Origin of the sequence: Pseudomonas sp. BR20, from assembly GCF_050780135.1 — a bacterium.
Classification (GTDB): domain Bacteria; phylum Pseudomonadota; class Gammaproteobacteria; order Pseudomonadales; family Pseudomonadaceae; genus Aquipseudomonas.
In genome coordinates this window covers 5,728,236-5,751,439 of record NZ_CP172012.1, presented here as the reverse complement: position 1 = coordinate 5,751,439, position 23,204 = coordinate 5,728,236, and the positions used below count along the sequence as shown (strand labels likewise).

Below are 23,204 nucleotides of genomic sequence, written 5' to 3'. Positions count from 1 at the left end.
TATGACGTACGACACGCTGATTCGCCAGGCGCTGATCATCGATGGCAGCAACACCCCGGGTTATGTCGCCGATGTGGGGCTGCGTGACGGGCGCATCGAGACGATCGGCGACCTGTCGACGGCGGCGGCCGTGCATGAAATCGATGCGACAGGCCGTGTGCTGGCGCCGGGCTTTATCGACGTGCACACCCACGACGACACGGTGGTCATCCGCCAGCCGCAGATGCTGCCCAAGCTCAGCCAGGGTGTGACCACGGTGATTGTCGGCAACTGTGGCATCAGCGCCTCACCGGTGAGTTTGCGCAGCGATCCGCCGGACCCGATGAACTTGTTGGGCAGCGCTGCGGCGTTTGTTTATCCCCGTTTCAGCGACTATCGCAGCGCCGTTGAACGTGCTCATCCAGCGGTCAATGTCGCAGCATTGATCGGCCACACGGCGCTGCGCAGTAATCACATGGACGATCTGCATCGCACCGCCACACCGGATGAAATCGCCGCCATGCGTGTGCAGTTGCACGAGAGTCTCGAGGCCGGCGCCCTCGGTTTATCCACAGGCCTGGCCTACGCCAGCGCGTTCAATGCCGAGACCGATGAGGTGCTGCAACTGAGTGAAGAACTCACGGCCTTCGGTGCGGTGTACACCACCCATTTGCGCAGCGAATTCGAACCGGTGCTGGAGGCGATGGACGAGGCTTTTCTGATCGGCCGGCACTCACAGGTACCGGTGATTATTTCCCACCTCAAATGTGCGGGAGCGGGGAACTGGGGGCGTAGTCCGCAGCTGTTGGCAGCGTTGGAATCGGCGGCGAAAACCCACCCGGTGGGGTGTGATTGTTATCCCTATGCGGCCAGTTCTTCTACCCTGGACCTCAAGCAGGTGACCGACGCGTTTCGTATCACGATCACCTGGTCGACGCCGCACCCTGAAGTGGGGGGGCGCGACTTGCAGGACATTGCCGGCGAATGGGACGTCTCCCTCATGGACGCCGCCCGTCGTCTGCAGCCTGCGGGGGCGGTGTACTACGGGATGGATGAAGCGGATGTGCGACGTATCCTCGCGCATCCGTTGTCGATGGTGGGGTCGGATGGCTTGCCTGAAGATCCGTTTCCGCATCCTCGCTTATGGGGCGCGTTCCCACGGGTGCTGGGGCATTTCAGCCGGGATGTCGGCTTGTTCCCGTTGCACACCGCCGTGCACAAGATGACCGGCTTGTCGGCAGCGCGTTTTGGGTTATCCGAGCGGGGCGAAATTCGCGAAGGGCACTGGGCCGACCTGGTGTTGTTCGACCCTGTGCGGGTGCACGATGTGGCGGACTTCAATGAACCACAGCGGACAGCGCAAGGCATTGATGGCGTGTGGGTCAACGGCGTGTTGAGCTACAGTGATGGCCAGGCGAACGGTCAGCGACCGGGGCGGTTCCTGGCGCGCAGTGGGGATTTGCGTGGTGGGTTTTCGACCCTATAGTGGGCGCTTTCATACACGGAGCGATTGTCATGCACTTAGGAAAAGTCACCCCCATCCTGCGGATTTTCGATGAGGCCAAGGCGCTGGAATTCTACGTCGACTTCCTGGGCTTCAAGGTCGATTGGCAGCACCGCTTCGAGGCGAATTATCCACTGTATCTGCAGGTGTCGCTGGGCGATTGCGTGCTGCACCTGTCCGAGCATCATGGCGACGCTTCTCCGGGCACGGCGATGCGGATCCAGGCGCAAGGGGTGGATGCGTACCAGCAGCAGTTGCTGGGCAAGGATTACCGTTACGCCAAGCCTGGGGTTGAGGAAACGCCTTGGGGATCGCGGGAGATGAGCATCAAGGATCCGTTTGGGAATCGCGTGGTGTTTGTTGAGGAAGGCGAGGGCTGAGCGGCAAATTGCAGGCAATAAAAAACCGCCTTGGTAGGCGGTTTTTTGTTGCAACCCAGTTAGTGGCTGGAGTTGCATTCTTACAGGAAGCGCTGACCCGCCTAAGGGATACTAATGCCGGTTATCGTCTCGCGCAAGGCTTGACGAGGGGCGTTGCTTTTTATCTGTCGACTTTATTTCTATTTAGAGTTGGTGGCAAAAATTTGCAACATATCAGTTGATCTTTCCAGCAGGTTTATCGTCGCCTGTCACACCTTTGATTCGGATGTTGATTAGTATCACCCCCGTTCCAAGTATGTCGTTTTGTAGGTGGCTGGGTATGCGCGCGGAATTATGGACCGAACGCCACGGGCTGGTAATCCGTGCCGGATTCATGCGGGAGGAACCAAAGCCCGGCCGCCTCACAGGAAGCGTTGACCCGCATCCAAAGGCTCACGTGTTCCGGTAAGTGTGCTGGAGGTAAGGCCCTACTCACGGAGGGCCGAGTATGTCTAAGTTTGCACGACGTACATGGAACCTCGTAGTGAATGCCGTACGTGTTTATCACGTGTGGACATTCCTGCGGGACAGCTTCGATGACCTGTAAGGTCTGAGAAGTGGAGCCGCTTCGGTTAATACCGAAGCGGCTTTTTGATTTCTTAAACCCGGAAGTGACTGACCATCTGCTGCAACTGGCTACCCAAACGCGCCAGTTCCACGCTCGATTTTGCCGTCTCATCGCTCGCGGTGGCGGTCTGCTCGGACACATCACGCACATTCACGATGCTGCGGCTGATCTCTTCGGCCACGGTGCTTTGCTGTTCGGCGGCGGCGGCGATCTGCTGGTTCATCGACTGGATGTTCGACACCGTGCGGGTGATGTTTTCCAGTGACACACCGGCCTTGCGCGTCAGTTCGACACTGCTGTCGGTGAGGCTGCGGCTGTTGTTCATTACGTTGGCAACTTGCTGGGTGCCGTTCTGCAAACCGGCGACCAGGCCTTCGATTTCCTCGGTGGACTTCTGCGTGCGCTGGGCCAGGCCACGCACTTCGTCGGCGACCACGGCAAAGCCGCGACCGGCTTCACCGGCACGCGCCGCTTCGATCGCTGCGTTGAGCGCGAGCAGGTTGGTCTGTTCGGCAACGGCCTTGATCACGTCCATCACGCTGCCGATCTTGTTGCTCTCTTGTTGCAGGTGCGCCATGGCATCGGTGGAACGTTCCACTTCGGCGGCCAGGCGTTCGATCTGGGCGATGGCCTCAGCCACCACTTTGTCGCCTGCGCGGGCTTGGCCGTCAGCATCGGCGGCGGCCAGAGAGGCTTGCTCGGCGTTGCGTGCGACTTCCTGCACGGTGGCGGTCATTTCGTGCATCGCCGTGGCGACCTGATCGGTCTCGATTTTCTGGCTGTTCACGCCGGCGCTGGTCTGCTCGGTGACGGCCGACAACTCTTCGGCGGCGCTGGCGATCTGGGTCACCCCGTCGCGAATCCCGCTGATCAATTCACGCAGGGTCGTGCCCATGCGCTGAATCCCTTGTTGCAATACGCCCAGCTCATCGCGACGGGTGACTTGGATATTGTGGCTCAGGTCGCCGGAGGCAATGCGCTCCACCACGGCCAGGGTGTCCTGGATCGGGCGGGTGATCTGCCGGGTAATCACCCAGGCAGCAATGATGCCGACCAACAGTGCGAGCAAGGTGCTGATCAATTGCAGGCTACGGGCTTGGGTACTTTCGGCGTCACGACGGCTCAGCTGGATGTCGTAGAGCTTGTCGCTGATGGTGACGATGTCGGTACCCTGAGTGGTCATTTCAGCACGGGCGGCGACAATATTGGCGTTGGCGGCCTTGTAGTTCTGCACGGCGCTGCGATAGGCGCCAAGGGCGGTTTCCAACGAGGTCAGTGCGCTTTGCTGGCTGGCGCCGAAGGCGGCGCTGAGATCTTTCAAGCCACTGATGGCTTTTTCGATTTGTGCGGCAGCGCGGGCTTCGGTATCCGGGTTGACGTTACCGGTGTAGCCACGTACTTCATAGCGGGCCAACTGGAACTGCATCTTGGCGTCGGCCACGGCCTGGAACTGTGCAAGGTGCTCCGCGCTGTCGGGCATTTGCTTCACACTGGCTTCCAGCGCGTCGATTTGGGCGTTGGCGATATCGGCCTTGTCGCCCATCATTTGGCGAGAGGTATTACCGTTACGGTAAGCCTCGCGCATTTTGTTCAGGGATTGCTGATAAGCCGTGATGATGGCTTTCTGCTCGTTGAGCAGCTTGACGTTTTCCGGGCTCTTGAAGCTGTCCAGGAGTTTCTGTTGCTGCGCAGCAAAGGCGTCCAGGTTGGTCTGTACGTTTTGTGCCACGGCTTCGTCGCCGTTGGCCAGCATGTATTGCAGACGCACGATACGCAGTTTGGTCAGTGAGGCATTGAGCTGGGTGATGTCGCTCATCCAGTTACTGCGGTCGATCAGACCGCCCAGGCTGGTCCAGCCGGTGAGGGCCAGGATCGAGGTGAGGACCAGTACCAGGCCGAAGCCCAGGCCCAGTTTGAGGTTGACGCTGATGTTACCGAACCAGCTGTTCATCTAATGCTCCGCAAAGGTGATGTCTGTCTGCTGGACGGTGTTGTTATTTGAGCCAGCCAAAGTGTGTAGGGCTGTATCGGCGACGGGCTGTGAATCTGAAGTGCTTTTATTGCGCGTGCGACGAAGGGTCGCGATCCCCGTGCCGCGCCAGCGTGGAGGGCTCATCACGAGCAGGTCTTGTGTGCTAGTCTGCTGGCCCTTTTAGTTCTGGGCGGCGCGCAAAACACTGTTTCCAGTGCTGCCCTACAGCGGAGCCTCTTCATGTCCGAAGTTAATCTGTCCACCGACGAAACCCGCGTCAGCTACGGTATCGGCCGTCAGTTGGGCGACCAACTGCGCGACAACCCACCGCCGGGTGTGAGCCTGGACGCGATCCTGGCTGGCCTGACCGACGCATTCGCCGGTAAACCAAGCCGTGTTGACCAAGAGCAAATGGCCGCCAGCTTCAAGGTCATCCGCGAAATCATGCAAGCCGAAGCCGCTGCCAAGGCTGAAGCGGCTGCAGGCGCTGGCCTGGCTTTCCTGGCTGAAAACGCCAAGCGTGATGGCATCACCACCCTGGCTTCCGGCCTGCAATTTGAAGTGCTGACCGCCGGTGACGGCGCCAAGCCGACCCGTGAAGACCAGGTTCGTACCCACTACCACGGCACCTTGATCGACGGCACTGTGTTCGACAGCTCCTACGAGCGTGGCCAGCCTGCAGAATTCCCGGTGGGCGGCGTGATCGCCGGCTGGACCGAAGCCCTGCAACTGATGAATGCCGGCAGCAAATGGCGCCTGTACGTGCCGAGCGAGTTGGCTTACGGCGCTCAAGGCGTTGGCAGCATTCCGCCGCACAGCGTGCTGGTATTTGACGTCGAACTGCTCGACGTTCTGTAAGACCTGCTTTTGATTACCTGTAGGAGCGAGCTTGCTCGCGAAAAACGTCAACGATGACGCGGGCATCCTGGATGAGCGCGTTGTTTATGCGGTCTTCGCGAGCAAGCTCGCTCCTACAGTGTTTTGCTGGTTTTCTCATGGATGGAACTTGCCACTGAGCTCCGTGGCCGGGCGCAACGCTCGGGCATAGCAGAACAGAAACAGATTGCGCACAACCTCCTTCAGTACTCCAGGTTCACTCGAACTCAGGCCGTTGACGTCCAGGTCGCCCTGGTCCTGCAGCTCATTCAACGCTTCTTCTTCGAGCACAGCACAGACTTCACCGGTTTCCCGATGGAGGATGCGTAGGTAAGGGTGTGGGCGGTCGAGCCAGGCATCTATCAAATAAGTCATGGTTGTATCTCCTTGATGGGTTTCAATGAGAATAATTCTTATTCGTAGAATAGCAAGTGCCTATTGGCAGTTTCCTGGTTTTTCTGTGTGGATATTGAGAGGGGTCAACGGGAAGGGCAAAACGCCATCCCGCGCGGGCGCGGGATGGATGCAGCAGGTTCAGACTTTGCGCACGAATTCGGACTTGAGTTTCATCGGGCCGATACCGTCGATCTTGCAATCGATATCGTGGTCGCCGTCGCACAGGCGGATGTTCTTGACCTTGGTGCCGACCTTCACGACCAGGGACGTACCCTTGACCTTGAGGTCTTTGATCACGGTGATGGTGTCGCCGTCCTGCAGGACGTTGCCCACAGAGTCTTTCTTCACGGTTTCATCGCCGGCCACTTCGGCCTCGCCATTGGCGGACCACTCATGGGCGCATTCCGGGCAGATCAGCTGGGCGCCGTCTTCGTAGGTGTATTCGGAATTGCATTTCGGGCAGGGTGGCAACGTGCTCACTAAAGCTCCTTAACGGTCAGGATGGCTAAAAGTCGCACATTATATAGGGATTTGTGGTCTTGCAGGTTGTATCAAATCCGAATGTGGGAGGGGCAAGCCCCCATCCCACATTGGTATGCGTTTGCAGGTAGGACCTAGTGCGTCCGCGCGACCGCAAATTCACTCAGCTCAACCAGGGCATCCCGGTACTCGCTGACCGGAAGGGCTTCCAGGCACTTGATCGCACGGGCCACGTAGTCACGTGCCAGTTGCGCGGTATAGTCCAGCGAGCCCGAGGCTTCCACAGCCTCACGGATGCTTTCCAGGTCCTCGATCCCGCCTTTCTGGATCGCCTTGCGCACCAGGGCCGCCTGTTCCGGCGTGCCTTCGCGCATGGTGTAGATCAGCGGCAAGGTCGGTTTGCCTTCGGCCAGGTCGTCGCCGACGTTCTTGCCCAGGGTCTCTGCATCGCCGCGGTAGTCGAGCAGGTCGTCCACCAGTTGGAACGCCACGCCCAGATGGTCGCCAAAGGTACGCAGGGCTTCGGCCTGTTCGGCGGTCGCGCCACAGAGCGCGGCGGCACTGTGTGTGGAGGCTTCGAAGAGCATCGCGGTCTTACCGCGAATCACTTCCATATAGGTTTCTTCGGTGGTGCTGGCGTCGCGGACCTTGGACAGCTGCAGCACTTCGCCTTCAGCGATGATGCGCGTGGCCTGGGAAAGAATCTTCATCACCGGCATCGAGCCCAGCTCGACCATCATTTCGAACGAGCGCGAGTACAGGAAGTCGCCGACCAGCACGCTCGGGGCATTGCCCCACATCGCATTGGCGGTCTCGCGGCCACGGCGCATGCCGGACATGTCGACCACGTCGTCATGCAGCAGGGTGGCGGTGTGCAGGAATTCGATGGTGGCAGCCAGCAGGCGCAGGTCATCGCCTTCGCGGCCCAGGGCCTTGCCACACAGCAGCACTAATAAAGGACGCAGGCGTTTACCGCCTGCCGACGTAATGTAGTCGCCAATTTTTGAGACCAGCGGCACCTTAGACGTCAGCTGCTGCTTGATGATGCCGTCGACGGCGCTAAAATCGTCCGCGACCGCGCGGTAGAAAGCTTGGGGTTGCATCAGCGACAGTCGCTCCAGAAGGGTTGCGCGGCATGCTAGGACCCTGACCCCGTAGTGTCAAGGCGCGATAGACAGCCACTTGCAACACCCATTTACCTTGCGTACAATCGCGCACCCTGAACTTCCTGGGCAGCACCTGCCTTACGCAATTGCATTCGGGACGTCCATCCCATGCAGCCATGCCAGCCAATACCTCTTCTTATAAAGCGCTGGGTGAGCAGGATTATCGGAGAAATACCATGTCGTACGCAGTAATTGTTACTGGTGGCAAGCAATACAAGGTCGCCCCAGGTGAATACCTGAAGATCGAAAAACTGGAAATCGCTACCGGCGAATCCGTTACCTTTGATCGCGTTCTGTTGGTCGCCAATGGCGATGACGTGAACATCGGCGCTCCAGTTGTTGCTGGCGCTACCGTTGTGGCTGAAGTGATCTCCCAAGGTCGTCACGATAAAGTCCGCATCATCAAGTTCCGTCGTCGTAAGCACCACATGAAGCGTATGGGCCACCGCCAGTGGTACACCGAGATCAAAATCACCGGTATTCAGGCTTAATTTCAGCCTAATTCCTCACTAGGAGAATTGACTCATGGCACACAAAAAAGCTGGTGGTAGTACCCGTAACGGTCGCGACTCAGAAGCCAAACGCCTTGGCGTGAAGATGTATGGCGGCCAGAAAATCATTCCGGGCAACATCATCGTGCGTCAGCGCGGCACCCAATTCCACGCCGGTTACGGTGTTGGCATGGGTAAAGATCACACCCTCTTCGCGAAAATCGAAGGCGTGATCAAGTTTGAAGTAAAAGGCGCGTTCAACCGCCGTTACGTGAGCGTTGTCGCCGCTTAATTGCGCGATCGCTGGAAAAGCCCTGTCTTGCGACGGGGCTTTTTCGTTTGTGGAGTGAGTCTCTTGCAAAGCTGTTTGTAATGGGCTCGAGCAGCTGGATTTGCGGCTGTTGATTGAGGTCGCTGCGCTCATTTTTGCAAGAGTCTTATGTCTTGGTTTCTTAAGCTCGTCCGTGCGGCGAGAGGCGTTTTGTTATGAAGTTCGTTGATGAAGTTTCCATCCGAGTAAAAGCAGGCGACGGCGGTAACGGTTGCATGAGTTTCCGTCGCGAAAAATTCATCGAAAACGGTGGCCCCAACGGCGGTGACGGCGGTGACGGCGGTTCCATCTACATGATGGCCGACGAAAACCTCAACACCCTGGTCGACTACCGTTACACCCGGCACTTCGATGCCGAGCGTGGCTCCAACGGCGGCAGCACCGACTGCACCGGTAAAAAAGGCGAAGACCTGGTACTGCGTGTACCGGTCGGCACCACGATCATCGACTCCGCGACCCAGGAAGTGATCGGCGACCTGACCAAGGCCGGCCAGAAGCTGATGGTTGTGCAGGGCGGCTGGCACGGTCTGGGTAACACCCGATTCAAGTCCAGTACCAACCGTGCGCCGCGCCAGACCACGCCGGGCAAGCCGGGCGAGCAGCGCGACCTGAAGCTGGAAATGAAAGTACTGGCTGACGTGGGCCTGCTGGGCCTGCCGAACGCCGGCAAGAGTACCTTCATCCGCTCGGTATCGGCCGCCAAGCCGAAAGTCGCCGACTACCCGTTCACCACCCTGGTGCCAAACCTGGGCGTGGTCAGCGTCGACCGCTGGAAAAGCTTCGTGATCGCCGACATTCCCGGCCTGATCGAAGGCGCTTCCGACGGCGCAGGCCTGGGGATTCGCTTCCTCAAGCATTTGTCCCGTACCCGTTTGCTGCTGCACCTCGTCGACATGGCGCCATTGGATGACACCAGTGCACCGGACGCCGCCGAAGTGATCGTCAGCGAGCTGACCAAGTTCAGCCCGGCCCTGGCCGAGCGTGATCGCTGGTTGGTGCTGAACAAGTGCGACCAGATCCTCGAGGAAGAGCACGAGGAGCGCGTCAAGGAAATCGTCGATCGCCTGGAATGGACGGGTCCTGTCTACGTGATCTCGGCCATCGCCAAAGAAGGCACCGAGCGCCTGACCCGCGACATCATGCGCTACCTGGAAGACCGCGCCGACCGCCTGGCGGCCGACCCGGTATTCAAGGCCGAACTCGCCGAACTCGACCAGCAGATCGAAGACGAAGCCCGTGCCCAGTTGCAAGCCCTGGACGACCAGCGTGCCCTGCGCCGCAGCGGCGTGAAGTCGGTCCATGACATCGGCGACGATGATTGGGACGAAGAAGACGTGGATGATGAAGACGGTCCGGAAATCATTTACGTGCGCGACTGATCCGTTGCGATAAACTTGAACGCCGCTCCCAGGAGCGGCGTTTTGGTATCCGGGTATAACGTTATGGGCGGCGCTGGGTCGCGCGGCCCTCAATCTAAGGTTGAAGATGATGCGGAGCAAAGTGACAGGTGCGCAGCGCTGGGTCGTAAAGATCGGAAGTGCGCTGCTGACGGCAGACGGCAAAGGCCTGGATCGCGCAGCCATGAGCGTCTGGGTCGAGCAGATGGTGGCCTTGCATGAGGCGGGCGTGGAGTTGGTGCTGGTGTCGTCCGGGGCGGTTGCCGCCGGGATGAGCCGCCTCGGTTGGACCGCGCGACCCAGCGCGATGCACGAACTGCAAGCCGCCGCCGCCATCGGTCAGATGGGCCTGGTGCAAGCCTGGGAATCCAGCTTTGCCGAGCACGGCCGTCATACGGCGCAGATCCTGCTGACCCACGATGACCTGTCCGACCGTAAGCGCTACCTAAACGCCCGCAGTACTTTGCGTGCGCTGGTGGAGCTCAAGGTCATCCCGGTGATCAACGAGAATGACACCGTGGTCACCGACGAAATCCGTTTCGGCGACAACGACACCCTGGCCGCGCTGGTGGCCAACCTGGTGGAGGCCGACCTGCTGGTGATCCTCACCGACCGCGACGGCATGTTCGACGCCGACCCACGCAACAACCCCGATGCCCAACTGATCTACGAAGCGCGCGCCGATGATCCGGCGCTCGACGCCGTGGCCGGCAGCGTTGGCGGTGCCCTGGGCCGTGGCGGCATGCAGACCAAGCTGCGCGCAGCACGCTTGGCCGCACGTTCCGGGGCTCACACCATCATCGTCGGTGGGCGCCTGGAGCGTGTGCTGGATCGCCTCAAGGCCGGTGAGCGCATCGGTACGTTGCTGTCGCCCGAGCGCGGCATGCTCGCGGCGCGCAAGCAATGGCTGGCCGGGCACCTGCAAACCCGTGGCACCCTGGTGCTCGACGATGGCGCGGTGTCGGCGTTGTCCCAAGGCAACAAGAGCCTGCTGCCGGTGGGCGTCAAGTTGGTGCAGGGCAGCTTTCGCCGTGGCGAGATGGTTGTGTGCGTAGCGCCCGACGGTCGTGAGATCGCCCGCGGCCTGGCCAACTACAGTGCCCTGGAAGCGCAGAAAATCATTGGACAATCGTCTGACGCGATTGTCGGACTATTGGGTTACATGGCAGAACCGGAACTGGTTCATCGCGATAACCTGATCCTGGTCTAAACAAAGGGAATACACGATGCGCGTGATGAAGGGATTGCTCGGCCTGCTGCTGGCCATGCCGCTGCTGGCTTCGGCCGAAGAAATTGGCCAGGTGTCGACGGTGTTCAAGTTTGTCGGCCCCAACGACCGAATTGTGGTCGAAGCGTTCGATGACCCCAAGGTCGACGGCGTGACCTGCTACTTGTCGCGCGCCAAGACCGGCGGCGTGAAAGGCGGCCTGGGCCTGGCCGAAGACCGTGCTGAAGCATCTATCGCTTGCCGTCAGGTCGGCCCGATCCGCTTCAAGGGCGAACTCAAGGACGGCGACGAAGTGTTCAAGGAGCGCACCTCGCTGGTGTTCAAGACCATGCAGGTGGTGCGCTTCCTCGACAAGAAGCGCAATACCCTGGTGTACCTGGTCTACAGCGACCGCTTGATCGAAGGCAGCCCGCAGAATGCGGTGACGGCGATTCCTATTCTGCCGTGGCCGACCGCTCAGTAATTCGCAGGCGGATTTTGCAATCGGCGTCTATGATTGCAGGCTTGCGGGTTGTAATCTCGAAGCGCCGCAACGCAAAGTACATGGAAAATCTGGAGTTCGTCATGAGTGCTTTCCACGACCTGAAACTCAAAGCTTTGGACGGACAAGAGCTGCCGTTGGCGCCCTTCAAGGGGCACGTTGTGCTGGTGGTCAATGTCGCCTCCAAATGTGGCTTGACCCCGCAGTACGCGGCGTTGGAAAACCTTTATCAGCAGTACAAGGACCAGGGATTTACCGTGCTTGGCCTGCCGTGCAACCAGTTTGCAGGCCAGGAACCGGGCACCGAGGAAGAAATCCGCGAGTTCTGCAGCCTGAACTACGGCGTGACCTTCCCCCTGGGCAGCAAACTCGATGTGAACGGTCCTGAGCGTCACCAACTGTACCGTTTGCTGGCGGGCGAGGGCGCGGAGTTTCCTGGGGATATCACCTGGAATTTCGAGAAATTCCTGCTGGGCAAGGATGGCCGGGTCCTCGCGCGATTCTCGCCGCGCACTGCACCGGATGATCCGACGGTCGTCCAGGCCATCGAAAAAGCCCTGAGTTGAACACCTGCCGGTGCAGCTTCAAGTTCTAAGCTTGAAGCTGCAAGTAGAAGCACAAAGGGTCCTCTTGCAGCTTTAAACTTGCAGCTAGCCGCTACCTTCATACCCCTTAATCACCCAAATCAATAGTGCTATTCAGCACGCTGCACTCCCCCATATTATCCACATCATAAACCTCGTCTTCCGTGGAGTGCTCCCATGCCTGTCCAAGCCTTGTTCAAACCGTTCCAGCTCGGTGCACTGCAGCTGTCGACCCGTGTGGTCATGGCGCCGATGACCCGTTCGTTTTCCCCGGGTGGCGTGCCGAATTCCAAGGTCATCGAGTACTACCGCCGCCGAGCCGCTGCCGGCGTGGGCCTGATCATCACCGAAGGCACCGTGGTCGGTCACCCGGCCTCCAACGGCTACCCGAATGTCCCGCATTTCTACGGCGAGGCGGCGCTGGCCGGCTGGAAGAAGGTCGTCGATGCCGTGCACGCCGAAGGTGGCAAGATTGTTCCGCAGCTCTGGCACGTGGGCAGTGTGCGCCGCATCGGTACCGAGCCTGACGCCAGTGTGCCGGCCTACGGCCCGATGGAAAAACTCAAGGATGGCAACGTGGTGGTCCACGGCATGACCTCCCAGGACATCAAGGAGGTGATCGCCGCTTTCGCCCAAGCAGCCAAGGATGCCCAGCGCATCGGCATGGACGGCGTGGAAATCCATGGCGCCCATGGCTATCTGGTCGACCAGTTCTTCTGGGAAGGCAGCAACCAGCGCACTGACGAATACGGTGGCAGCCTGGCCAATCGCTCACGCTTCGCCATCGAACTGATCCAGGCTACCCGCGCCGCTGTCGGCCCGGACTTTCCGATCATCTTGCGTTTCTCCCAGTGGAAACAGCAGGATTACACCGCGCGCCTGGTACACACCCCTGAAGCATTGGGTGAATTTCTCAAGCCGCTGTCTGACGCGGGTGTGGATATTTTCCACTGCTCCACCCGTCGTTTCTGGGAGCCGGAATTCGAAGGTTCCGACCTCAACCTGGCGGGCTGGACCCGTCAGCTCACCGGTAAACCGACCATCACTGTGGGCAGCGTCGGCCTGGATGGCGAGTTCCTGCAGTTCATGGTCAACACCGACAAGGTCGCGCAGCCGGCCAGTCTGGAAAAGCTGCTGGAGCGCCTGAACAACGACGAGTTCGACCTGGTGGCGGTGGGCCGTGCGCTGCTGGTGGACCCGGACTGGGCGGTGAAGGTACGTGACGGCCGTGAAGGCGACATTCTGCCGTTCAGTCGTGAGGCGTTGACGACCCTGGTGTAAGCGGCGCCAGGACGGGCACCGGTTGCCCGTCCTCGCACACACCGCGTAACTGGCGCTCGAATTGCTCGATAATCGCCGGCCAGCCCTGGCGACTGGCATGCTGGCGAGCATTCAGTCGGGCCCTGCGCAAGGTCTCGCGCTCTTCCAGCAGCCAGGTAGCAGCATCGCAAAATGCGTTTTCATCTCCCGGCATGGCCAGCACGCCGTTGTAGCCATGGCGGATATGCTGGGTGGCAGCGGCCTGGTCGTACGCCACGACTCCCAGGCCCGACGCCATCGCTTCCAGCACCACATTGCCGAATGTTTCGGTCAGGCTGGGGAACAGGAACAAATCCCCTGAGGCGTAATGCCGCGCCAGTTCTTCGCCGCGCTGGGTGCCGCAGAACACCGCGTCGGGCAGGTCGCGCTCGAGCATCGGGCGTTGCGGGCCATCACCGACGATGATCAGCTTCAGCCGACGTTGTGGATAAGTCGCCTGCAGCGCATCAAAGCATCGCTTGAGCAGCCCGAGGTTTTTCTCCTGCGCCAGGCGTCCCACGTGCAGCACGGCAATATCGTCGTTTTCCAGGCCCCAGCTTTCGCGTAACGCATTGTCACGCTTGGCCGGGTGGAATAATTGGCTGTCCACTCCCCGCGCCAGCATCCCCAGGCGCTCGAAATGCCGACGCTCCAGTTCCAGCCGTTGGCTTGCGCTGGGCACCAGGGTCAAGGTCGAACGGTTATGAAACCAACGCAGGTAGTGCGTGACCACGCGGCTTAACAGGCTCAAGCCGTACTGGTTGGAGTATTGCTGGAAATTGGTGTGAAAACCGCTGACCACACTGATCCCCAGGCGCCGTGCCGCCCGCAGCGCCGACAGTCCCAGTGGGCCCTCAGTGGCGATGTACAGCACGTCGGGGCGCTGGCGTGTCCAGCGGCGCAGCAACTTGTGCATCGACGACTGGCCCCATTGCAGGCCTGGGTAACCCGGCAGTGGCCAGCCACGGCAAAGCAGCAAGCCATCATCGCTGGGCCGGCTTGCATCGGCGCCCTGGCGCGGGCGTACCAGTTCGACTTGATGGCCACGCGCGCGCAAACCTTCGCACAGGCGGCCAAGGGTATTGGCCACCCCGTTGATCTCTGGCGGGAAGGTTTCGGTGATCAGGGTGATGTGAAGCGAAGCTGTCGTCATGACCCACAGTGTCGCTATGGGCCATGTCGCCATTGTGTCATGCAGATGATGGATTTATGACTTGGCCACTTTCGACGTCGCCATGGCCTCGGCGCCCTGTTCGCGCACCCAGAACAACGTCGCCCCGGCCACTGCCGCCGGCATCATCAGCAGGTTGACCACCGGCACCAGCAGTACCAGGTAGACAATGCCGCCGAAGCTCATGCTCTGCCAGCGCTTCTGGCGCAGCCAGGCGAGCATTTCGTTCCAGCCCAGCTTGTGGTTGTCGGCCGGGTAGTCGATGTATTGGATCGCCATCATCCACACGCCGAACAGCAACCACAGCGGCGCGGCGATCAGGTTGACCACCGGAATGAACGACAGGATAAACAGGCCGATGGCCCGAGGCAGGAAGTAGCCCAGCTTGCGCATTTCCCGGGCCAGGGTACGCGGGACCATTTCAATCAGCTCGCCCCAACTGAATGCCGGGAAGTCATCAGTGCCACGTACCACCACTTCCACTTTCTCGGAGAGAAAGCCGTTGAACGGTGCCGCGATGATATTGGCGAGCATGGTGAAAGTGAAAAACACCATCAGCACCACCAGCACCACAAACAGCGGCCATAGCAGGTAATTCAGAAAACTCAGCCAGCCGGGCAGGGTCGGCATCAAGTGGTCGACCCACAGGCTGAACTGATGGCCGGCAAAATAGATCAAGCCGACGAACAGCACCAGGTTGATCGCCAGCGGCAGCAGCACAAACAGGCGCAGGCCGGGGCTCAGCACCAGTCTGAGGCCTTCGCGCAGGTATTGCGGGCCGGAAAGGGCAGGGGCGGGCATGGAGAACTCCGAGCAGGATGACGAACGCGCCGACCTTACCGGCTTTGCCTTCAAGGCGAAAGCGTGGTCGGTGTGACGACATCAACGGTAACAAAGGCGTCGATTAATCGGCCTGACTGCATAGAGACCACCTATGAGCTGGATTGTTATTCCGTATTTCCTTAATCTTGCCCCCCTCGATACGCTGCACCCATTATTTTTCAGGGCCTGCGAGTTAAAGCCTTCCCCAAGTGCTTCGTGGTCCCTTTTTTATTCCAGCCGTCTTGTAGTCCGGGCGGTCGATAGGAGTGAGTCATGTCTGATACCCGTCATTCGCGAGTGATTATTCTCGGTTCCGGCCCTGCCGGTTACAGCGCTGCCGTCTACGCTGCCCGGGCCAACCTCAAGCCGCTGCTGATCACCGGCATGCAGGCGGGCGGTCAGTTGACCACCACCACTGAAGTCGACAACTGGCCGGGTGATGTCCACGGCCTGACCGGTCCGGTGCTGATGGAGCGCATGAAAGAACACGCCGAGCGCTTTGAAACCGAGATCGTGTTTGATCACATCAACAAGGTCGACTTCTCCAAGAAGCCTTACAGCCTGACCGGCGACAGCGGCGTCTACACCTGTGACGCGCTGATCATCGCCACCGGCGCCAGTGCTCGCTACCTGGGCCTGCCATCGGAAGAAGCATTCATGGGCAAAGGCGTTTCCGCTTGCGCCACCTGTGACGGTTTCTTCTACCGCAACAAGCCGGTCGCCGTGGTCGGTGGTGGCAACACTGCCGTGGAAGAGGCGCTGTACCTGGCCAACATCGCCAGCACCGTGACCCTGGTTCACCGCCGCGAGACTTTCCGCGCCGAGAAGATCCTGATCGACAAGCTCCACGCCCGTGTGGCTGAAGGCAAGATCATCCTCAAGCTCAACGCCACCCTGGATGAAGTCCTGGGCGATAACATGGGCGTGACCGGTGCTCGCCTGAAAAACAACGACGGCAGCTTCGACGAGCTGAAAGTCGACGGCGTGTTCATCGCCATCGGCCATACCCCGAATACCTCGTTGTTCGAAGGCGTGCTGGAAGCCAAAGACGGTTACCTGGTGGTGCAAGGCGGCCGTGAAGGCAACGCTACCGCGACCAACATCGAAGGCATCTTCGCTGCTGGCGACGTGGCCGACCACGTCTACCGCCAGGCCATCACTTCGGCCGGCGCCGGTTGCATGGCGGCCCTGGACGCCGAGCGTTACCTCGACGGTTTGAAGGACGCTTCCTTCTAAATTGTTGAAATAAAAAAACCGGCTGCGAGGCCGGTTTTTTTATGCGTGCAATTTAACTGACTCAGGATTTGCGAGTCAGTGGCTGGGCGGTGAATGTCACACCGGCCAACCCATGGGCAATCAATGCCCGAATATTGCCATGGTCACTGCCCTCAGGCGTCGCCACCACCGAGCGGTAATGCTCACCAAACGCCAGCAGCGTTTCCTGGTCGCTCAAGCCTTCCAGCAACGCCAAGCCCAGGGTCTTGCACGAACCTTCGTTCTGTCCGGCTGCGTTTTCCACATCGCCATTGGTGAAAGCTTGCGGCTGGTAATCGTAACCGGCAGCGACAAACGCCAGGGTGTCGGCAAAAACATGCGTGCCGCTGTTGAGGCTGGCGCGCAGGGTGTTCAAATCAGTCATGGGTTTTTCCTTTGGCAAACGCCGCCTGCTGCTCGGCGCTGGCTTCTTGCTGGTATTGGGCTTTCCACTCGGCGTACGGCATGCCGTACACCACTTCGCGGGCGTCATCGAGGCTCAGCTCGATCTGGCGCTCGTCGGCCTCGGCCTTGTACCACTTGGACAGGCAGTTGCGGCAGAAGCCGGCGAGGTTCATCAGGTCAATGTTCTGCACATCCTTGCGGCTGTCCAGATGCGCCACCAGCCGGCGGAAGGCGGCGGCTTCGAGTTCGAGGCGTTGTTGATCGTTCATAGGGCTCACTGACAATTCAGGGGTTAGCGGCTGGCCGCCAGGGTAATCGACACCGACTCGGCAAAGCGCAGCGCATGGGGCTTATCCACTTCGACTTCGGCGTACAGCACCGATTCGTTGCTCATCACCAGGTCCAGCAGTTCCTGGGTCAGGCGCTCCAGCAAGGCAAAGCGGTTGCCTTCCACGTGGGCGATGATGGCCTTGGTGATGGTGCGGTAGTTCAGCGCGTGGTCGATGTCGTTGTCGCGCACGGCTTCCTGGGCGGCATACAGGATGGTCAGGTTGATCAGCACATCCTGCTTGTTGAGGATTTCGTCTTCATTGATACCGATGAAGGTGCGCAGGCACAGGTCCTTGACCCGGATGCGCGCCATGCCTGGTTGAAGTTGTGGCATTGCTACTTGCTCCGTCCAATCAGTTGCAGGAACTCCATGCGCGTGGTGTTCGACTCGCGGAACGCGCCGAGCATCACCGAGGTGTTCATGGTTGAATTCTGTTTTTCCACGCCGCGCATCATCATGCACATGTGCTTGGCTTCGATCACCACGGCCACACCGGCCGCCTGAGTCACTTCCTGGATGGCGTCGGCGATTTGCCGGGTGAGGTTTTCCTGGATCTGCAGGCGCCGGGCGAACATGTCGACGATGCGCGCCAGCTTCGACAGGCCCAGCACCTTGCCCGTCGGAATATAGGCCACGTGAGCCTTGCCGATAAAGGGCAGCAGGTGATGCTCGCACAGCGAATACAGCTCGATGTCCTTGAGGATCACCATCTCGTCATTGTCGGAGGCGAACAGTGCGCCGTTGACGATTTCCTCGAGGTTCTGCTCATAGCCATGACACAGGTACTGCATGGCCTTGGCGGCGCGCTTGGGGGTGTCGAGCAGGCCTTCGCGTTCCGGGTCTTCGCCCAGGCCCTTGAGGATCTCGCGGTAATGGTGGGGCAGGGATAAGGTCATGCAACATCCTCACAAGCGGCTTACTTGATATGCCGCCCGCCGTTGACGGTCAGGGTGGTCCCGGTGACATAGGGGTTGTCCAGCAGGTAACGCACGCTCTGGTAAATCACCTCCGGCCCGGGTTCGATGCCCAGTGCCGATTTGGCCAAGACCTTGACGCGGTAGGCCGCGTCGTCGCCTTCGTTGAACATCACCATCGCCGGGGCGATGCCGTTGACCTTGATCAGCGGCGCGAACTGCGCGGCAAACGACAGCGTGAGGCTCTCGAGCCCCGCCTTGGTGGCACAGTAGGCGATGTGCTGGCGGCTGCCCTTGCGCACCACGTCATCGCTGATATGCACGATGTCGGCAGGTGTCGAGCGTTGCAGCAAGGGTGAACAATGCAGGTTGATCAGGTACGGCGCAAGCATGTGCACGCTGAACATATCGCGAAAGGCGCGGCTTTCTTCGCCCGGCGCCTCTGCGACCCACGCCGAAGCATTGTGGATGATCGCACGCAGGCTTTGGGTGTGGGTGTTCAGTTCAGCGATAAACGCCAGAATCCCCGCCTCAGTGGAGAAGTCGGCAAACACGCCGACCGCGCCACGCTCGCGCAGGGCCTGCACGCCGGGGCGTTCGCTGCGATAGCTGAAAATTACCGATTGGCCCTCGTCCAGCAGGCGTTCGGCGCAATGCAGGCCGACGCGCTGGCCGGCGCCGGTGATCAGGATCGGGGCGTTCGTTGCAGTCATGGGAGGCTCGCGTCGCTGGCAGGCGCAAATCATACCAGCGACGGGCCGCCCCTGTACTCACGCCGCCGCTTCGGAGGCCTTGCGGGGGGCAGGCGCTGGGTGCAGCCAGTTCGCCAGCAGGTGGGTCGACAGCGGAATGAACCAGTACACCATCAAGGGCGTGAGTGCCATTGTGCTGACCAGCACACGTGGCCCCAGCTCGAGTTCACTGAGCAGCGGCCCCAGGACGAAGTTGAACAGCAGCGACACCGGAAAAAACGCCAGCCAGATCGCCACCGCCTGCTTCCAGCGTGGCGGACGGGCGCCCGATGCGCCAAACCAGCCATCGATGCCCCGTACACGGTGCTCGGACGGGTCGGCGAATAAATCGCTCCCACGGCTCAACCACGCACTGCGTGAGGCGGAAAACTCCCAGGCGTGCAGGGTTTTCTCATCGGCGAAGCGGAAAATGATCTGGAATTCATCGTCATTGGGCGGTGGGGCCAGCACGCCGGAACCCAGATAGCCGGGGAAATCGGTGGCCAATTGCTCGCCTTCGCGCAGCCAGGCCATCAGTTCTTCATAGCGCCCTTTGGCCACGCGGCGCGCAACCATCAAGGTGACGGGAGAGGTAGACATTGTGTATCTCCAAATGTACGGGTGCGCTGAACCGGGTAGGTGGCGCACAGACGACGCTGCGGGGGTGTTGCAGCGACGTGTAAAAAGCAGGCAAGGATTATTCCTGTTTTACCCGAATACACCAGCGACATTGGTCCGAAAAGCGGGAAACTTGAAAAAGACAGGTGTAAAGGCGTTAAATGAGCGCCCAGTTAACGTTGGTTTTTTGGTCTAAAATGCCCGTGATTACTGCTCCGCTTGATAGTGTTTCGCATCTGGATCTCACCGCTTCCGATGAGCTGTTTCCGATTCGTGAAGTCTCGAGATTGACAGGCGTCAACCCGGTCACCTTGCGTGCCTGGGAACGTCGTTATGGGCTGATACAGCCCACGCGCACTGAAAGTGGGCATCGCCTCTATTCCAAGGTCGATATACAGACAGTCCATCGTGTTCTCGATTGGATTGAGCGCGGCGTGGCCGTGAGCAAAGTGGGCAAGATTCTCGCTCGTGACGATCAGCAGGCCGAAGCCGTTCGTGCACAGTGCGATGCCGTCGAGGAAAGTGAATGGCCGCAGTGGCAGGCGCGGTTGATGCAGGTCATCAGCGACTTCGACGACCGTCAACTGGAACGTTTGTATGGGCAGGTTCTGGCTACCTACCCACTCGATGTGGTGTTCCAGGACATTCTGATGCCCCTGTGGAATGAGCTGTTGCGTCATCAGGGGCGTTTCGGCCAGGCCAGCGAATGGTTGTTCTTCGACAACTTCCTGCGAGTACGTGCCTTGGAGCGCCTGCAATTGGCGTGCGCTTCACCCGTGCCGCGGGTATTGCTGGCGGCCATGGCGGGTGAGTGCCGTAAGTTGGAGTTGCTGGTGGCGGCGCTCCTGATGAGCAGAGATGACCTGGCCGTGAAAGTGCTGGGCATGGGGCAGCCGGTTGACGAGTTGACGCTGGTCTGCGAGAAAACTCACCCACAGGCCCTGATCCTCTTCTCCAATTACTCGCATAACCATGATCTTGCCGGGCGCTTGAACCGCTTGGCGTTGACCCTGGATTGCCCGCTGCTTCTTGCGGGTGCGGCTTCGGATCTTGCCCAGGACGACCTGGCCGGCACGTCCATCGGCTGCCTGGGCAATGAAGGTCGCCTGATGCGGCGGCGCTTGCAACAGTTTCTCAGCGGCGGGCTGGATACCTGATTTCAGGCATGCATGTGCGGATGGGCCAGGCGGTGCTGGTGCAGGATGAACTGACGCAGGCGCTCGGTTTCATCCACGTCGCTTTGGCTCAAGCGATAAGCAAACAAGCCCCGTGCCGTTTCCCGCTCGAACGCGCCGCGCAGCGCGATGCGTTCGTAGCCCGATGGGCTGAACCACAGGGAAAAGGTTTTCGGCGGCTTGATCCGGCCGCGAATTTCCACCAGTACACCCTTGAATGACACCTCATGCACCCACAGGGCGCCGGCATTGCCCCGGATGTTCTCGAGGGCCACCGGCGTTTCAAGCGCCAGGCGCCACGGGCGTATCATCGGGCCGTCTTCGAAAATACTCGGCACGCCCAAACGCAGATGCATTGCATTGAACTCATCCTCCACCAGATGCAGAGGGAAGGTCAGTTGCTGGTTGTTGAACTGCGCCTGGATGGTGAGATGGTCGTGGGCGGCCAGGCGGGTGAGCAAGTCGCGAATCTGTGCACCGCCGTTGACGGTCAGGCTCGACGAAGCATCCCGCAGGTTGAGTTGCGGGTTGTGTTGCATATTCTGAATGAAATCCAGCTCATCCTGGGTCAGAAGCGCATTGCGTCGCATCGTGCTTGCTCAATAGAGGGGTATTAAAATGCCATTATCCGCTCTTATGCCTGCACTTTCTAAATTTTGTTTAATCCATTTGTCGCTTTGAGCGCTGCCAGTTCGGCCTTGACCTGCGCCAGTTCGCCTTCCAACTGCGCGACACGCTGCTGGGCCTTGACCTGGAGCGTGACGTCCTTTTGTACACCGACGAAATACGTCTGTTTGTCCGCCGCGTTATAAACCGTTGAAAGCGACAGTTCGTTCCAGAAGTGGCTGCCGTCCTTGCGGTAATTACGCAGGATTTCCCGGCAGGCACCGTCGTTCTCCAACGCTTCGCGGATGGCTATCAGGGCCGGCTGGTCGCGGTCGCCTGACTGCAGGAAGCGGCAATCCTGATAGAGGATTTCGTCGAGGGTGTAGCCGGTCAGCCGTTCGAATGCGGGGTTTACGTAGATCAGCGGCTTGTCCTTGCCTTCTCTTTCAGCGACGACGATGCCGTCGTTGGAAGCGTTGATCACCATGTGCATCAGCTTGGCGTTAATCATTGCGCGGTCCATGGCTTTGGGTTGGAGTTGCCAGTTTAAGACATGCCTTGAATCTTGCACGGCGGGCGCTGAAATATTTGCGCCAGCTGCTAATATCCCAGGCTTTCGCTCAACTACAGGATCAGATTGATGAAAGTCGCCATCCTTTCCGGCTCGGTGTACGGCACGGCTGAAGAAGTCGCTCGCCACGCCGCCGACATCCTCAACAAGGCCGGCTTCGAGGCCTGGCACAACCCCCGTGCGACCTTGGCAGATGTACAAGCCTTCAGTCCGCAAGCCTTTCTGGCGGTGACCTCCACCACCGGCATGGGTGAATTGCCCGACAACCTGCAACCCCTGTATTCAACCATTCGCGACCAACTGCCCGCCGCCTGGCGTGGTCTGCCCGGCGCGGTGATCGGCCTGGGCGACGCCAGCTACGGCGATACCTTCTGCGGCGGCGGCGAGCAAATGCGCGAGCTGTTCGGCGAGTTGGGTGTGCGTGAAGTGCTGCCGATGCTGCGCCTGGACGCCAGCGAAAGTGTCACTCCGGAAACCGACGCAGAGCCGTGGCTGGCCGAGCTGGTCACTGCACTGCGCGCTTGACCGGGAATTCGCGTAACAACGCCAGCCAGGCCTGGGCGGCTTTCGATAGATAGGCGCCCTCACGCCAGATAAAGGCAATGTCCCAGCGCAGGTAATCGGGAGCCTTCAACGTCAGGCGCACCACGCCAGGTCGCACCAGCCCACGGGCGACCACGCTGGGTAGCAGCACCACGCCTTGGCCGGCGGCCACCAACGCGGCGAGGAAATCTGCCTGGCCACTGCGGCCGATTTCCTTCGGGGTAAAGCCCAACTGCTGACACGCCTGCATCAGACGATCATTGAGCACAAAACTGCGCTGGTACATCAGGAACGGCGTGTCAGCCAATTCTTCAAGGCGTACCTGGGCGTTGTCTGCCAGAGGGTGGTCAATCGGCAGCAGTGCATCCAGTGGTTCATCGCAAAAGGCTTGCCAGGCAAACGCCGGGTCATTGGGCTTCAAGCTGCCCCCCACTTCCAGCTCACCGCTCAGGATCGCCTGTTCGATATTGCGGCTGCCGCCCTCCAGCAACTGGATGGTGACGTTCGGGTAGCGTCGGCGATACTCGGCAAACAACCCGGCGAACAGCGTGTCGCCCGCCAGCAATGGCAGGCCCAGGCGCAGTTCACCGCGGGTGAGGTGGTGCATATCGTCCAGTTCGCTGAGCAATTCGGACTGCAAGCGCAGCATGGCTTCGGCGCGTTGCAACACGACTTGACCAGCGGCGGTCAGACGGATCTGCGAGCCGATACGGTCGAGCAGCGGCGTGCCCAGGCTTTGCTCCAATTGTGCGACCTGCTTGCTGACGGCGGACTGGCTGATATGCAGGGTTTTCCCCGCCTGGGTAAACCCGCCTCGGTGGATCACTTCGACAAAGCTGCGCAGCTGTTTGAATTCCATAGTCATGATTCCAGTTTGGAATAGTTGGCAGTC

At 60.0% G+C, this 23,204-nt stretch carries 28 protein-coding genes and 1 pseudogene; 13 read left to right on the top strand and 16 right to left on the bottom strand.

Annotation, left to right across the window (positions count from 1 at the left end):
* The first annotated feature begins 1 nt into the window (after window position 1).
* Together ACHPFG_RS26565 and ACHPFG_RS26560 are read left to right on the top strand one after the other, a co-directional pair.
* Complete coding sequence (locus ACHPFG_RS26565; RefSeq protein ID WP_431700857.1) at window positions 2-1,465, top strand: N-acyl-D-amino-acid deacylase family protein; 1,464 nt, start codon at window positions 2-4, stop codon at window positions 1,463-1,465.
* 29 nt (window positions 1,466-1,494) lie between these two features.
* Entirely contained in the window at window positions 1,495-1,863 is a 369-nt protein-coding gene (locus ACHPFG_RS26560) for a glyoxalase superfamily protein (RefSeq protein ID WP_431700856.1), read from the top strand.
* 638 nt (window positions 1,864-2,501) lie between these two features.
* Here ACHPFG_RS26560 and ACHPFG_RS26555 read toward each other — a convergent pair.
* Complete coding sequence (locus ACHPFG_RS26555; protein WP_431703525.1) at window positions 2,502-3,365, bottom strand: methyl-accepting chemotaxis protein; 864 nt, start codon at window positions 3,363-3,365, stop codon at window positions 2,502-2,504.
* Window positions 3,357-4,286 (bottom strand): annotated as a pseudogene (locus tag ACHPFG_RS26550) (methyl-accepting chemotaxis protein); the annotation flags it as partial. The pseudogene ACHPFG_RS26550 and the gene ACHPFG_RS26555, both read right to left, overlap by 9 nt.
* Window positions 4,287-4,682: 396 nt before the next feature.
* On the opposite strand from ACHPFG_RS26550, the gene ACHPFG_RS26545 reads away from it, so the two are divergent.
* Window positions 4,683-5,300, top strand: a complete 618-nt coding sequence (locus ACHPFG_RS26545; RefSeq protein WP_003176055.1) for an FKBP-type peptidyl-prolyl cis-trans isomerase — start codon at window positions 4,683-4,685, stop codon at window positions 5,298-5,300.
* A gap of 135 nt (window positions 5,301-5,435) precedes the next feature.
* Here the strand turns inward: ACHPFG_RS26545 and ACHPFG_RS26540 are convergent, their stop codons facing one another.
* From ACHPFG_RS26540 to ACHPFG_RS26530, 3 genes are all read right to left on the bottom strand, one after another.
* Window positions 5,436-5,693 (bottom strand): PA4570 family protein, encoded by a 258-nt coding sequence (locus ACHPFG_RS26540; protein ID WP_057724031.1) that lies wholly within the window; start codon window positions 5,691-5,693, stop codon window positions 5,436-5,438.
* A gap of 159 nt (window positions 5,694-5,852) precedes the next feature.
* Window positions 5,853-6,194: a zinc ribbon domain-containing protein YjdM gene (locus tag ACHPFG_RS26535; protein ID WP_003230858.1), complete on the bottom strand. Its 342-nt coding sequence runs from the start codon at window positions 6,192-6,194 to the stop codon at window positions 5,853-5,855.
* Window positions 6,195-6,328: 134 nt separating this feature from the next.
* On the bottom strand, window positions 6,329-7,297 hold the full coding sequence (locus ACHPFG_RS26530; RefSeq protein ID WP_431700854.1) for a polyprenyl synthetase family protein: 969 nt from the start codon (window positions 7,295-7,297) through the stop codon (window positions 6,329-6,331).
* 239 nt (window positions 7,298-7,536) lie between these two features.
* On the opposite strand from ACHPFG_RS26530, the gene rplU reads away from it, so the two are divergent.
* From rplU to ACHPFG_RS26495, 7 genes are all read left to right on the top strand, one after another.
* Window positions 7,537-7,851, top strand: a complete 315-nt coding sequence (gene rplU, locus ACHPFG_RS26525) for a 50S ribosomal protein L21 (protein WP_003176051.1) — start codon at window positions 7,537-7,539, stop codon at window positions 7,849-7,851.
* 34 nt (window positions 7,852-7,885) lie between these two features.
* On the top strand, window positions 7,886-8,143 hold the full coding sequence (gene rpmA, locus ACHPFG_RS26520; protein WP_003176049.1) for a 50S ribosomal protein L27: 258 nt from the start codon (window positions 7,886-7,888) through the stop codon (window positions 8,141-8,143).
* A gap of 194 nt (window positions 8,144-8,337) precedes the next feature.
* Window positions 8,338-9,561, top strand: a complete 1,224-nt coding sequence (cgtA, locus tag ACHPFG_RS26515; protein ID WP_015885843.1) for an Obg family GTPase CgtA — start codon at window positions 8,338-8,340, stop codon at window positions 9,559-9,561.
* A gap of 109 nt (window positions 9,562-9,670) precedes the next feature.
* On the top strand, window positions 9,671-10,789 hold the full coding sequence (proB, locus tag ACHPFG_RS26510) for a glutamate 5-kinase (RefSeq protein ID WP_026013771.1): 1,119 nt from the start codon (window positions 9,671-9,673) through the stop codon (window positions 10,787-10,789).
* A gap of 16 nt (window positions 10,790-10,805) precedes the next feature.
* The gene (locus ACHPFG_RS26505; RefSeq protein ID WP_015885841.1) at window positions 10,806-11,270 is read left to right on the top strand and encodes a CreA family protein; all 465 of its coding nucleotides are present in this window, start codon (window positions 10,806-10,808) and stop codon (window positions 11,268-11,270) included.
* Window positions 11,271-11,371: 101 nt separating this feature from the next.
* Window positions 11,372-11,854: a glutathione peroxidase gene (locus tag ACHPFG_RS26500; protein WP_027607649.1), complete on the top strand. Its 483-nt coding sequence runs from the start codon at window positions 11,372-11,374 to the stop codon at window positions 11,852-11,854.
* Between the two features lie 195 nt (window positions 11,855-12,049).
* On the top strand, window positions 12,050-13,153 hold the full coding sequence (locus ACHPFG_RS26495) for an NADH:flavin oxidoreductase (RefSeq protein ID WP_167656682.1): 1,104 nt from the start codon (window positions 12,050-12,052) through the stop codon (window positions 13,151-13,153).
* On the opposite strand, the gene ACHPFG_RS26490 is transcribed toward ACHPFG_RS26495, so the two are convergent.
* Together ACHPFG_RS26490 and cysZ are read right to left on the bottom strand one after the other, a co-directional pair.
* Complete coding sequence (locus ACHPFG_RS26490; protein ID WP_431700853.1) at window positions 13,122-14,324, bottom strand: glycosyltransferase family 4 protein; 1,203 nt, start codon at window positions 14,322-14,324, stop codon at window positions 13,122-13,124. The genes ACHPFG_RS26495 and ACHPFG_RS26490 overlap by 32 nt on opposite strands.
* Before the next feature lie 54 nt (window positions 14,325-14,378).
* Window positions 14,379-15,143: a sulfate transporter CysZ gene (gene cysZ, locus ACHPFG_RS26485; protein WP_339543166.1), complete on the bottom strand. Its 765-nt coding sequence runs from the start codon at window positions 15,141-15,143 to the stop codon at window positions 14,379-14,381.
* A 294-nt stretch (window positions 15,144-15,437) separates the two neighbouring features.
* Here cysZ and trxB point away from each other — a divergent pair, with 294 nt between their 5' ends.
* The gene (gene trxB, locus ACHPFG_RS26480) at window positions 15,438-16,400 is read left to right on the top strand and encodes a thioredoxin-disulfide reductase (RefSeq protein ID WP_003194076.1); all 963 of its coding nucleotides are present in this window, start codon (window positions 15,438-15,440) and stop codon (window positions 16,398-16,400) included.
* Window positions 16,401-16,461: 61 nt separating this feature from the next.
* Here trxB and ACHPFG_RS26475 read toward each other — a convergent pair whose 3' ends face one another.
* From ACHPFG_RS26475 to ACHPFG_RS26450, 6 genes are read right to left on the bottom strand one after another with little or no spacing between them, the layout of a single operon-like run.
* Window positions 16,462-16,803, bottom strand: coding sequence for a HopJ type III effector protein (locus tag ACHPFG_RS26475; protein ID WP_431700851.1), 342 nt, complete (start codon window positions 16,801-16,803; stop codon window positions 16,462-16,464).
* Entirely contained in the window at window positions 16,796-17,092 is a 297-nt protein-coding gene (locus tag ACHPFG_RS26470) for a DUF1244 domain-containing protein (RefSeq protein ID WP_027607644.1), read from the bottom strand. The genes ACHPFG_RS26475 and ACHPFG_RS26470 overlap by 8 nt, the downstream gene beginning before the upstream one ends.
* A 23-nt stretch (window positions 17,093-17,115) precedes the next feature.
* Window positions 17,116-17,487 (bottom strand): dihydroneopterin triphosphate 2'-epimerase, encoded by a 372-nt coding sequence (gene folX / locus ACHPFG_RS26465; RefSeq protein WP_003194073.1) that lies wholly within the window; start codon window positions 17,485-17,487, stop codon window positions 17,116-17,118.
* Between the two features lie 2 nt (window positions 17,488-17,489).
* Window positions 17,490-18,050 carry a GTP cyclohydrolase I FolE gene (gene folE, locus ACHPFG_RS26460; RefSeq protein ID WP_024077360.1) on the bottom strand — a complete coding sequence of 187 codons (561 nt, stop codon included), beginning with the start codon at window positions 18,048-18,050 and terminating at the stop codon, window positions 17,490-17,492.
* A gap of 20 nt (window positions 18,051-18,070) precedes the next feature.
* The gene (folM, locus tag ACHPFG_RS26455) at window positions 18,071-18,781 is read right to left on the bottom strand and encodes a dihydromonapterin reductase (RefSeq protein ID WP_431700850.1); all 711 of its coding nucleotides are present in this window, start codon (window positions 18,779-18,781) and stop codon (window positions 18,071-18,073) included.
* 57 nt (window positions 18,782-18,838) lie between these two features.
* Window positions 18,839-19,399 carry an antibiotic biosynthesis monooxygenase gene (locus tag ACHPFG_RS26450; protein ID WP_431700849.1) on the bottom strand — a complete coding sequence of 187 codons (561 nt, stop codon included), beginning with the start codon at window positions 19,397-19,399 and terminating at the stop codon, window positions 18,839-18,841.
* 215 nt (window positions 19,400-19,614) lie between these two features.
* Here ACHPFG_RS26450 and ACHPFG_RS26445 point away from each other — a divergent pair, with 215 nt between their 5' ends.
* Window positions 19,615-20,574: a MerR family transcriptional regulator gene (locus ACHPFG_RS26445; protein ID WP_431700848.1), complete on the top strand. Its 960-nt coding sequence runs from the start codon at window positions 19,615-19,617 to the stop codon at window positions 20,572-20,574.
* A gap of 2 nt (window positions 20,575-20,576) precedes the next feature.
* On the opposite strand, the gene ACHPFG_RS26440 is transcribed toward ACHPFG_RS26445, so the two are convergent.
* Both ACHPFG_RS26440 and ACHPFG_RS26435 read right to left on the bottom strand, forming a co-directional pair.
* Window positions 20,577-21,182 (bottom strand): hypothetical protein, encoded by a 606-nt coding sequence (locus ACHPFG_RS26440; RefSeq protein ID WP_131700254.1) that lies wholly within the window; start codon window positions 21,180-21,182, stop codon window positions 20,577-20,579.
* Between the two features lie 59 nt (window positions 21,183-21,241).
* Window positions 21,242-21,709 (bottom strand): PAS domain-containing protein, encoded by a 468-nt coding sequence (locus tag ACHPFG_RS26435; RefSeq protein WP_431700847.1) that lies wholly within the window; start codon window positions 21,707-21,709, stop codon window positions 21,242-21,244.
* Window positions 21,710-21,838: 129 nt separating this feature from the next.
* Between ACHPFG_RS26435 and ACHPFG_RS26430 the strand changes: the two genes are divergently transcribed.
* Window positions 21,839-22,294 carry a flavodoxin gene (locus ACHPFG_RS26430; RefSeq protein WP_431700845.1) on the top strand — a complete coding sequence of 152 codons (456 nt, stop codon included), beginning with the start codon at window positions 21,839-21,841 and terminating at the stop codon, window positions 22,292-22,294.
* On the opposite strand, the gene ACHPFG_RS26425 is transcribed toward ACHPFG_RS26430, so the two are convergent.
* A complete protein-coding gene (locus tag ACHPFG_RS26425; RefSeq protein ID WP_431700844.1) occupies window positions 22,275-23,171 on the bottom strand; it encodes a LysR family transcriptional regulator in 897 nt (298 codons plus the stop codon). The genes ACHPFG_RS26430 and ACHPFG_RS26425 overlap by 20 nt on opposite strands.
* Window positions 23,172-23,204: the final 33 nt, after the last annotated feature.

Coding starts and splice junctions, on each gene's coding strand:
- ACHPFG_RS26560 (WP_431700856.1), top strand. CDS start 1,495: ATGCACTTAGGAAAAGTCACCCCCATCCTGCGGATTTTCGATGAGGCC.
- cgtA (WP_015885843.1), top strand. CDS start 8,338: ATGAAGTTCGTTGATGAAGTTTCCATCCGAGTAAAAGCAGGCGACGGC.
- proB (WP_026013771.1), top strand. CDS start 9,671: ATGCGGAGCAAAGTGACAGGTGCGCAGCGCTGGGTCGTAAAGATCGGA.
- rplU (WP_003176051.1), top strand. CDS start 7,537: ATGTCGTACGCAGTAATTGTTACTGGTGGCAAGCAATACAAGGTCGCC.
- ACHPFG_RS26555 (WP_431703525.1), bottom strand. CDS start 3,365: ATGGGCACGACCCTGCGTGAATTGATCAGCGGGATTCGCGACGGGGTG.
- ACHPFG_RS26435 (WP_431700847.1), bottom strand. CDS start 21,709: ATGATTAACGCCAAGCTGATGCACATGGTGATCAACGCTTCCAACGAC.
- ACHPFG_RS26475 (WP_431700851.1), bottom strand. CDS start 16,803: ATGACTGATTTGAACACCCTGCGCGCCAGCCTCAACAGCGGCACGCAT.
- ACHPFG_RS26430 (WP_431700845.1), top strand. CDS start 21,839: ATGAAAGTCGCCATCCTTTCCGGCTCGGTGTACGGCACGGCTGAAGAA.
- ACHPFG_RS26450 (WP_431700849.1), bottom strand. CDS start 19,399: ATGTCTACCTCTCCCGTCACCTTGATGGTTGCGCGCCGCGTGGCCAAA.
- ACHPFG_RS26495 (WP_167656682.1), top strand. CDS start 12,050: ATGCCTGTCCAAGCCTTGTTCAAACCGTTCCAGCTCGGTGCACTGCAG.
- ACHPFG_RS26530 (WP_431700854.1), bottom strand. CDS start 7,297: ATGCAACCCCAAGCTTTCTACCGCGCGGTCGCGGACGATTTTAGCGCC.
- rpmA (WP_003176049.1), top strand. CDS start 7,886: ATGGCACACAAAAAAGCTGGTGGTAGTACCCGTAACGGTCGCGACTCA.
- ACHPFG_RS26470 (WP_027607644.1), bottom strand. CDS start 17,092: ATGAACGATCAACAACGCCTCGAACTCGAAGCCGCCGCCTTCCGCCGG.
- ACHPFG_RS26445 (WP_431700848.1), top strand. CDS start 19,615: ATGCCCGTGATTACTGCTCCGCTTGATAGTGTTTCGCATCTGGATCTC.
- ACHPFG_RS26500 (WP_027607649.1), top strand. CDS start 11,372: ATGAGTGCTTTCCACGACCTGAAACTCAAAGCTTTGGACGGACAAGAG.
- ACHPFG_RS26425 (WP_431700844.1), bottom strand. CDS start 23,171: ATGGAATTCAAACAGCTGCGCAGCTTTGTCGAAGTGATCCACCGAGGC.
- cysZ (WP_339543166.1), bottom strand. CDS start 15,143: ATGCCCGCCCCTGCCCTTTCCGGCCCGCAATACCTGCGCGAAGGCCTC.
- ACHPFG_RS26565 (WP_431700857.1), top strand. CDS start 2: ATGACGTACGACACGCTGATTCGCCAGGCGCTGATCATCGATGGCAGC.
- ACHPFG_RS26505 (WP_015885841.1), top strand. CDS start 10,806: ATGCGCGTGATGAAGGGATTGCTCGGCCTGCTGCTGGCCATGCCGCTG.
- ACHPFG_RS26490 (WP_431700853.1), bottom strand. CDS start 14,324: ATGACGACAGCTTCGCTTCACATCACCCTGATCACCGAAACCTTCCCG.
- folE (WP_024077360.1), bottom strand. CDS start 18,050: ATGACCTTATCCCTGCCCCACCATTACCGCGAGATCCTCAAGGGCCTG.
- ACHPFG_RS26545 (WP_003176055.1), top strand. CDS start 4,683: ATGTCCGAAGTTAATCTGTCCACCGACGAAACCCGCGTCAGCTACGGT.
- ACHPFG_RS26540 (WP_057724031.1), bottom strand. CDS start 5,693: ATGACTTATTTGATAGATGCCTGGCTCGACCGCCCACACCCTTACCTA.
- folX (WP_003194073.1), bottom strand. CDS start 17,487: ATGCCACAACTTCAACCAGGCATGGCGCGCATCCGGGTCAAGGACCTG.
- ACHPFG_RS26440 (WP_131700254.1), bottom strand. CDS start 21,182: ATGCGACGCAATGCGCTTCTGACCCAGGATGAGCTGGATTTCATTCAG.
- folM (WP_431700850.1), bottom strand. CDS start 18,781: ATGACTGCAACGAACGCCCCGATCCTGATCACCGGCGCCGGCCAGCGC.
- trxB (WP_003194076.1), top strand. CDS start 15,438: ATGTCTGATACCCGTCATTCGCGAGTGATTATTCTCGGTTCCGGCCCT.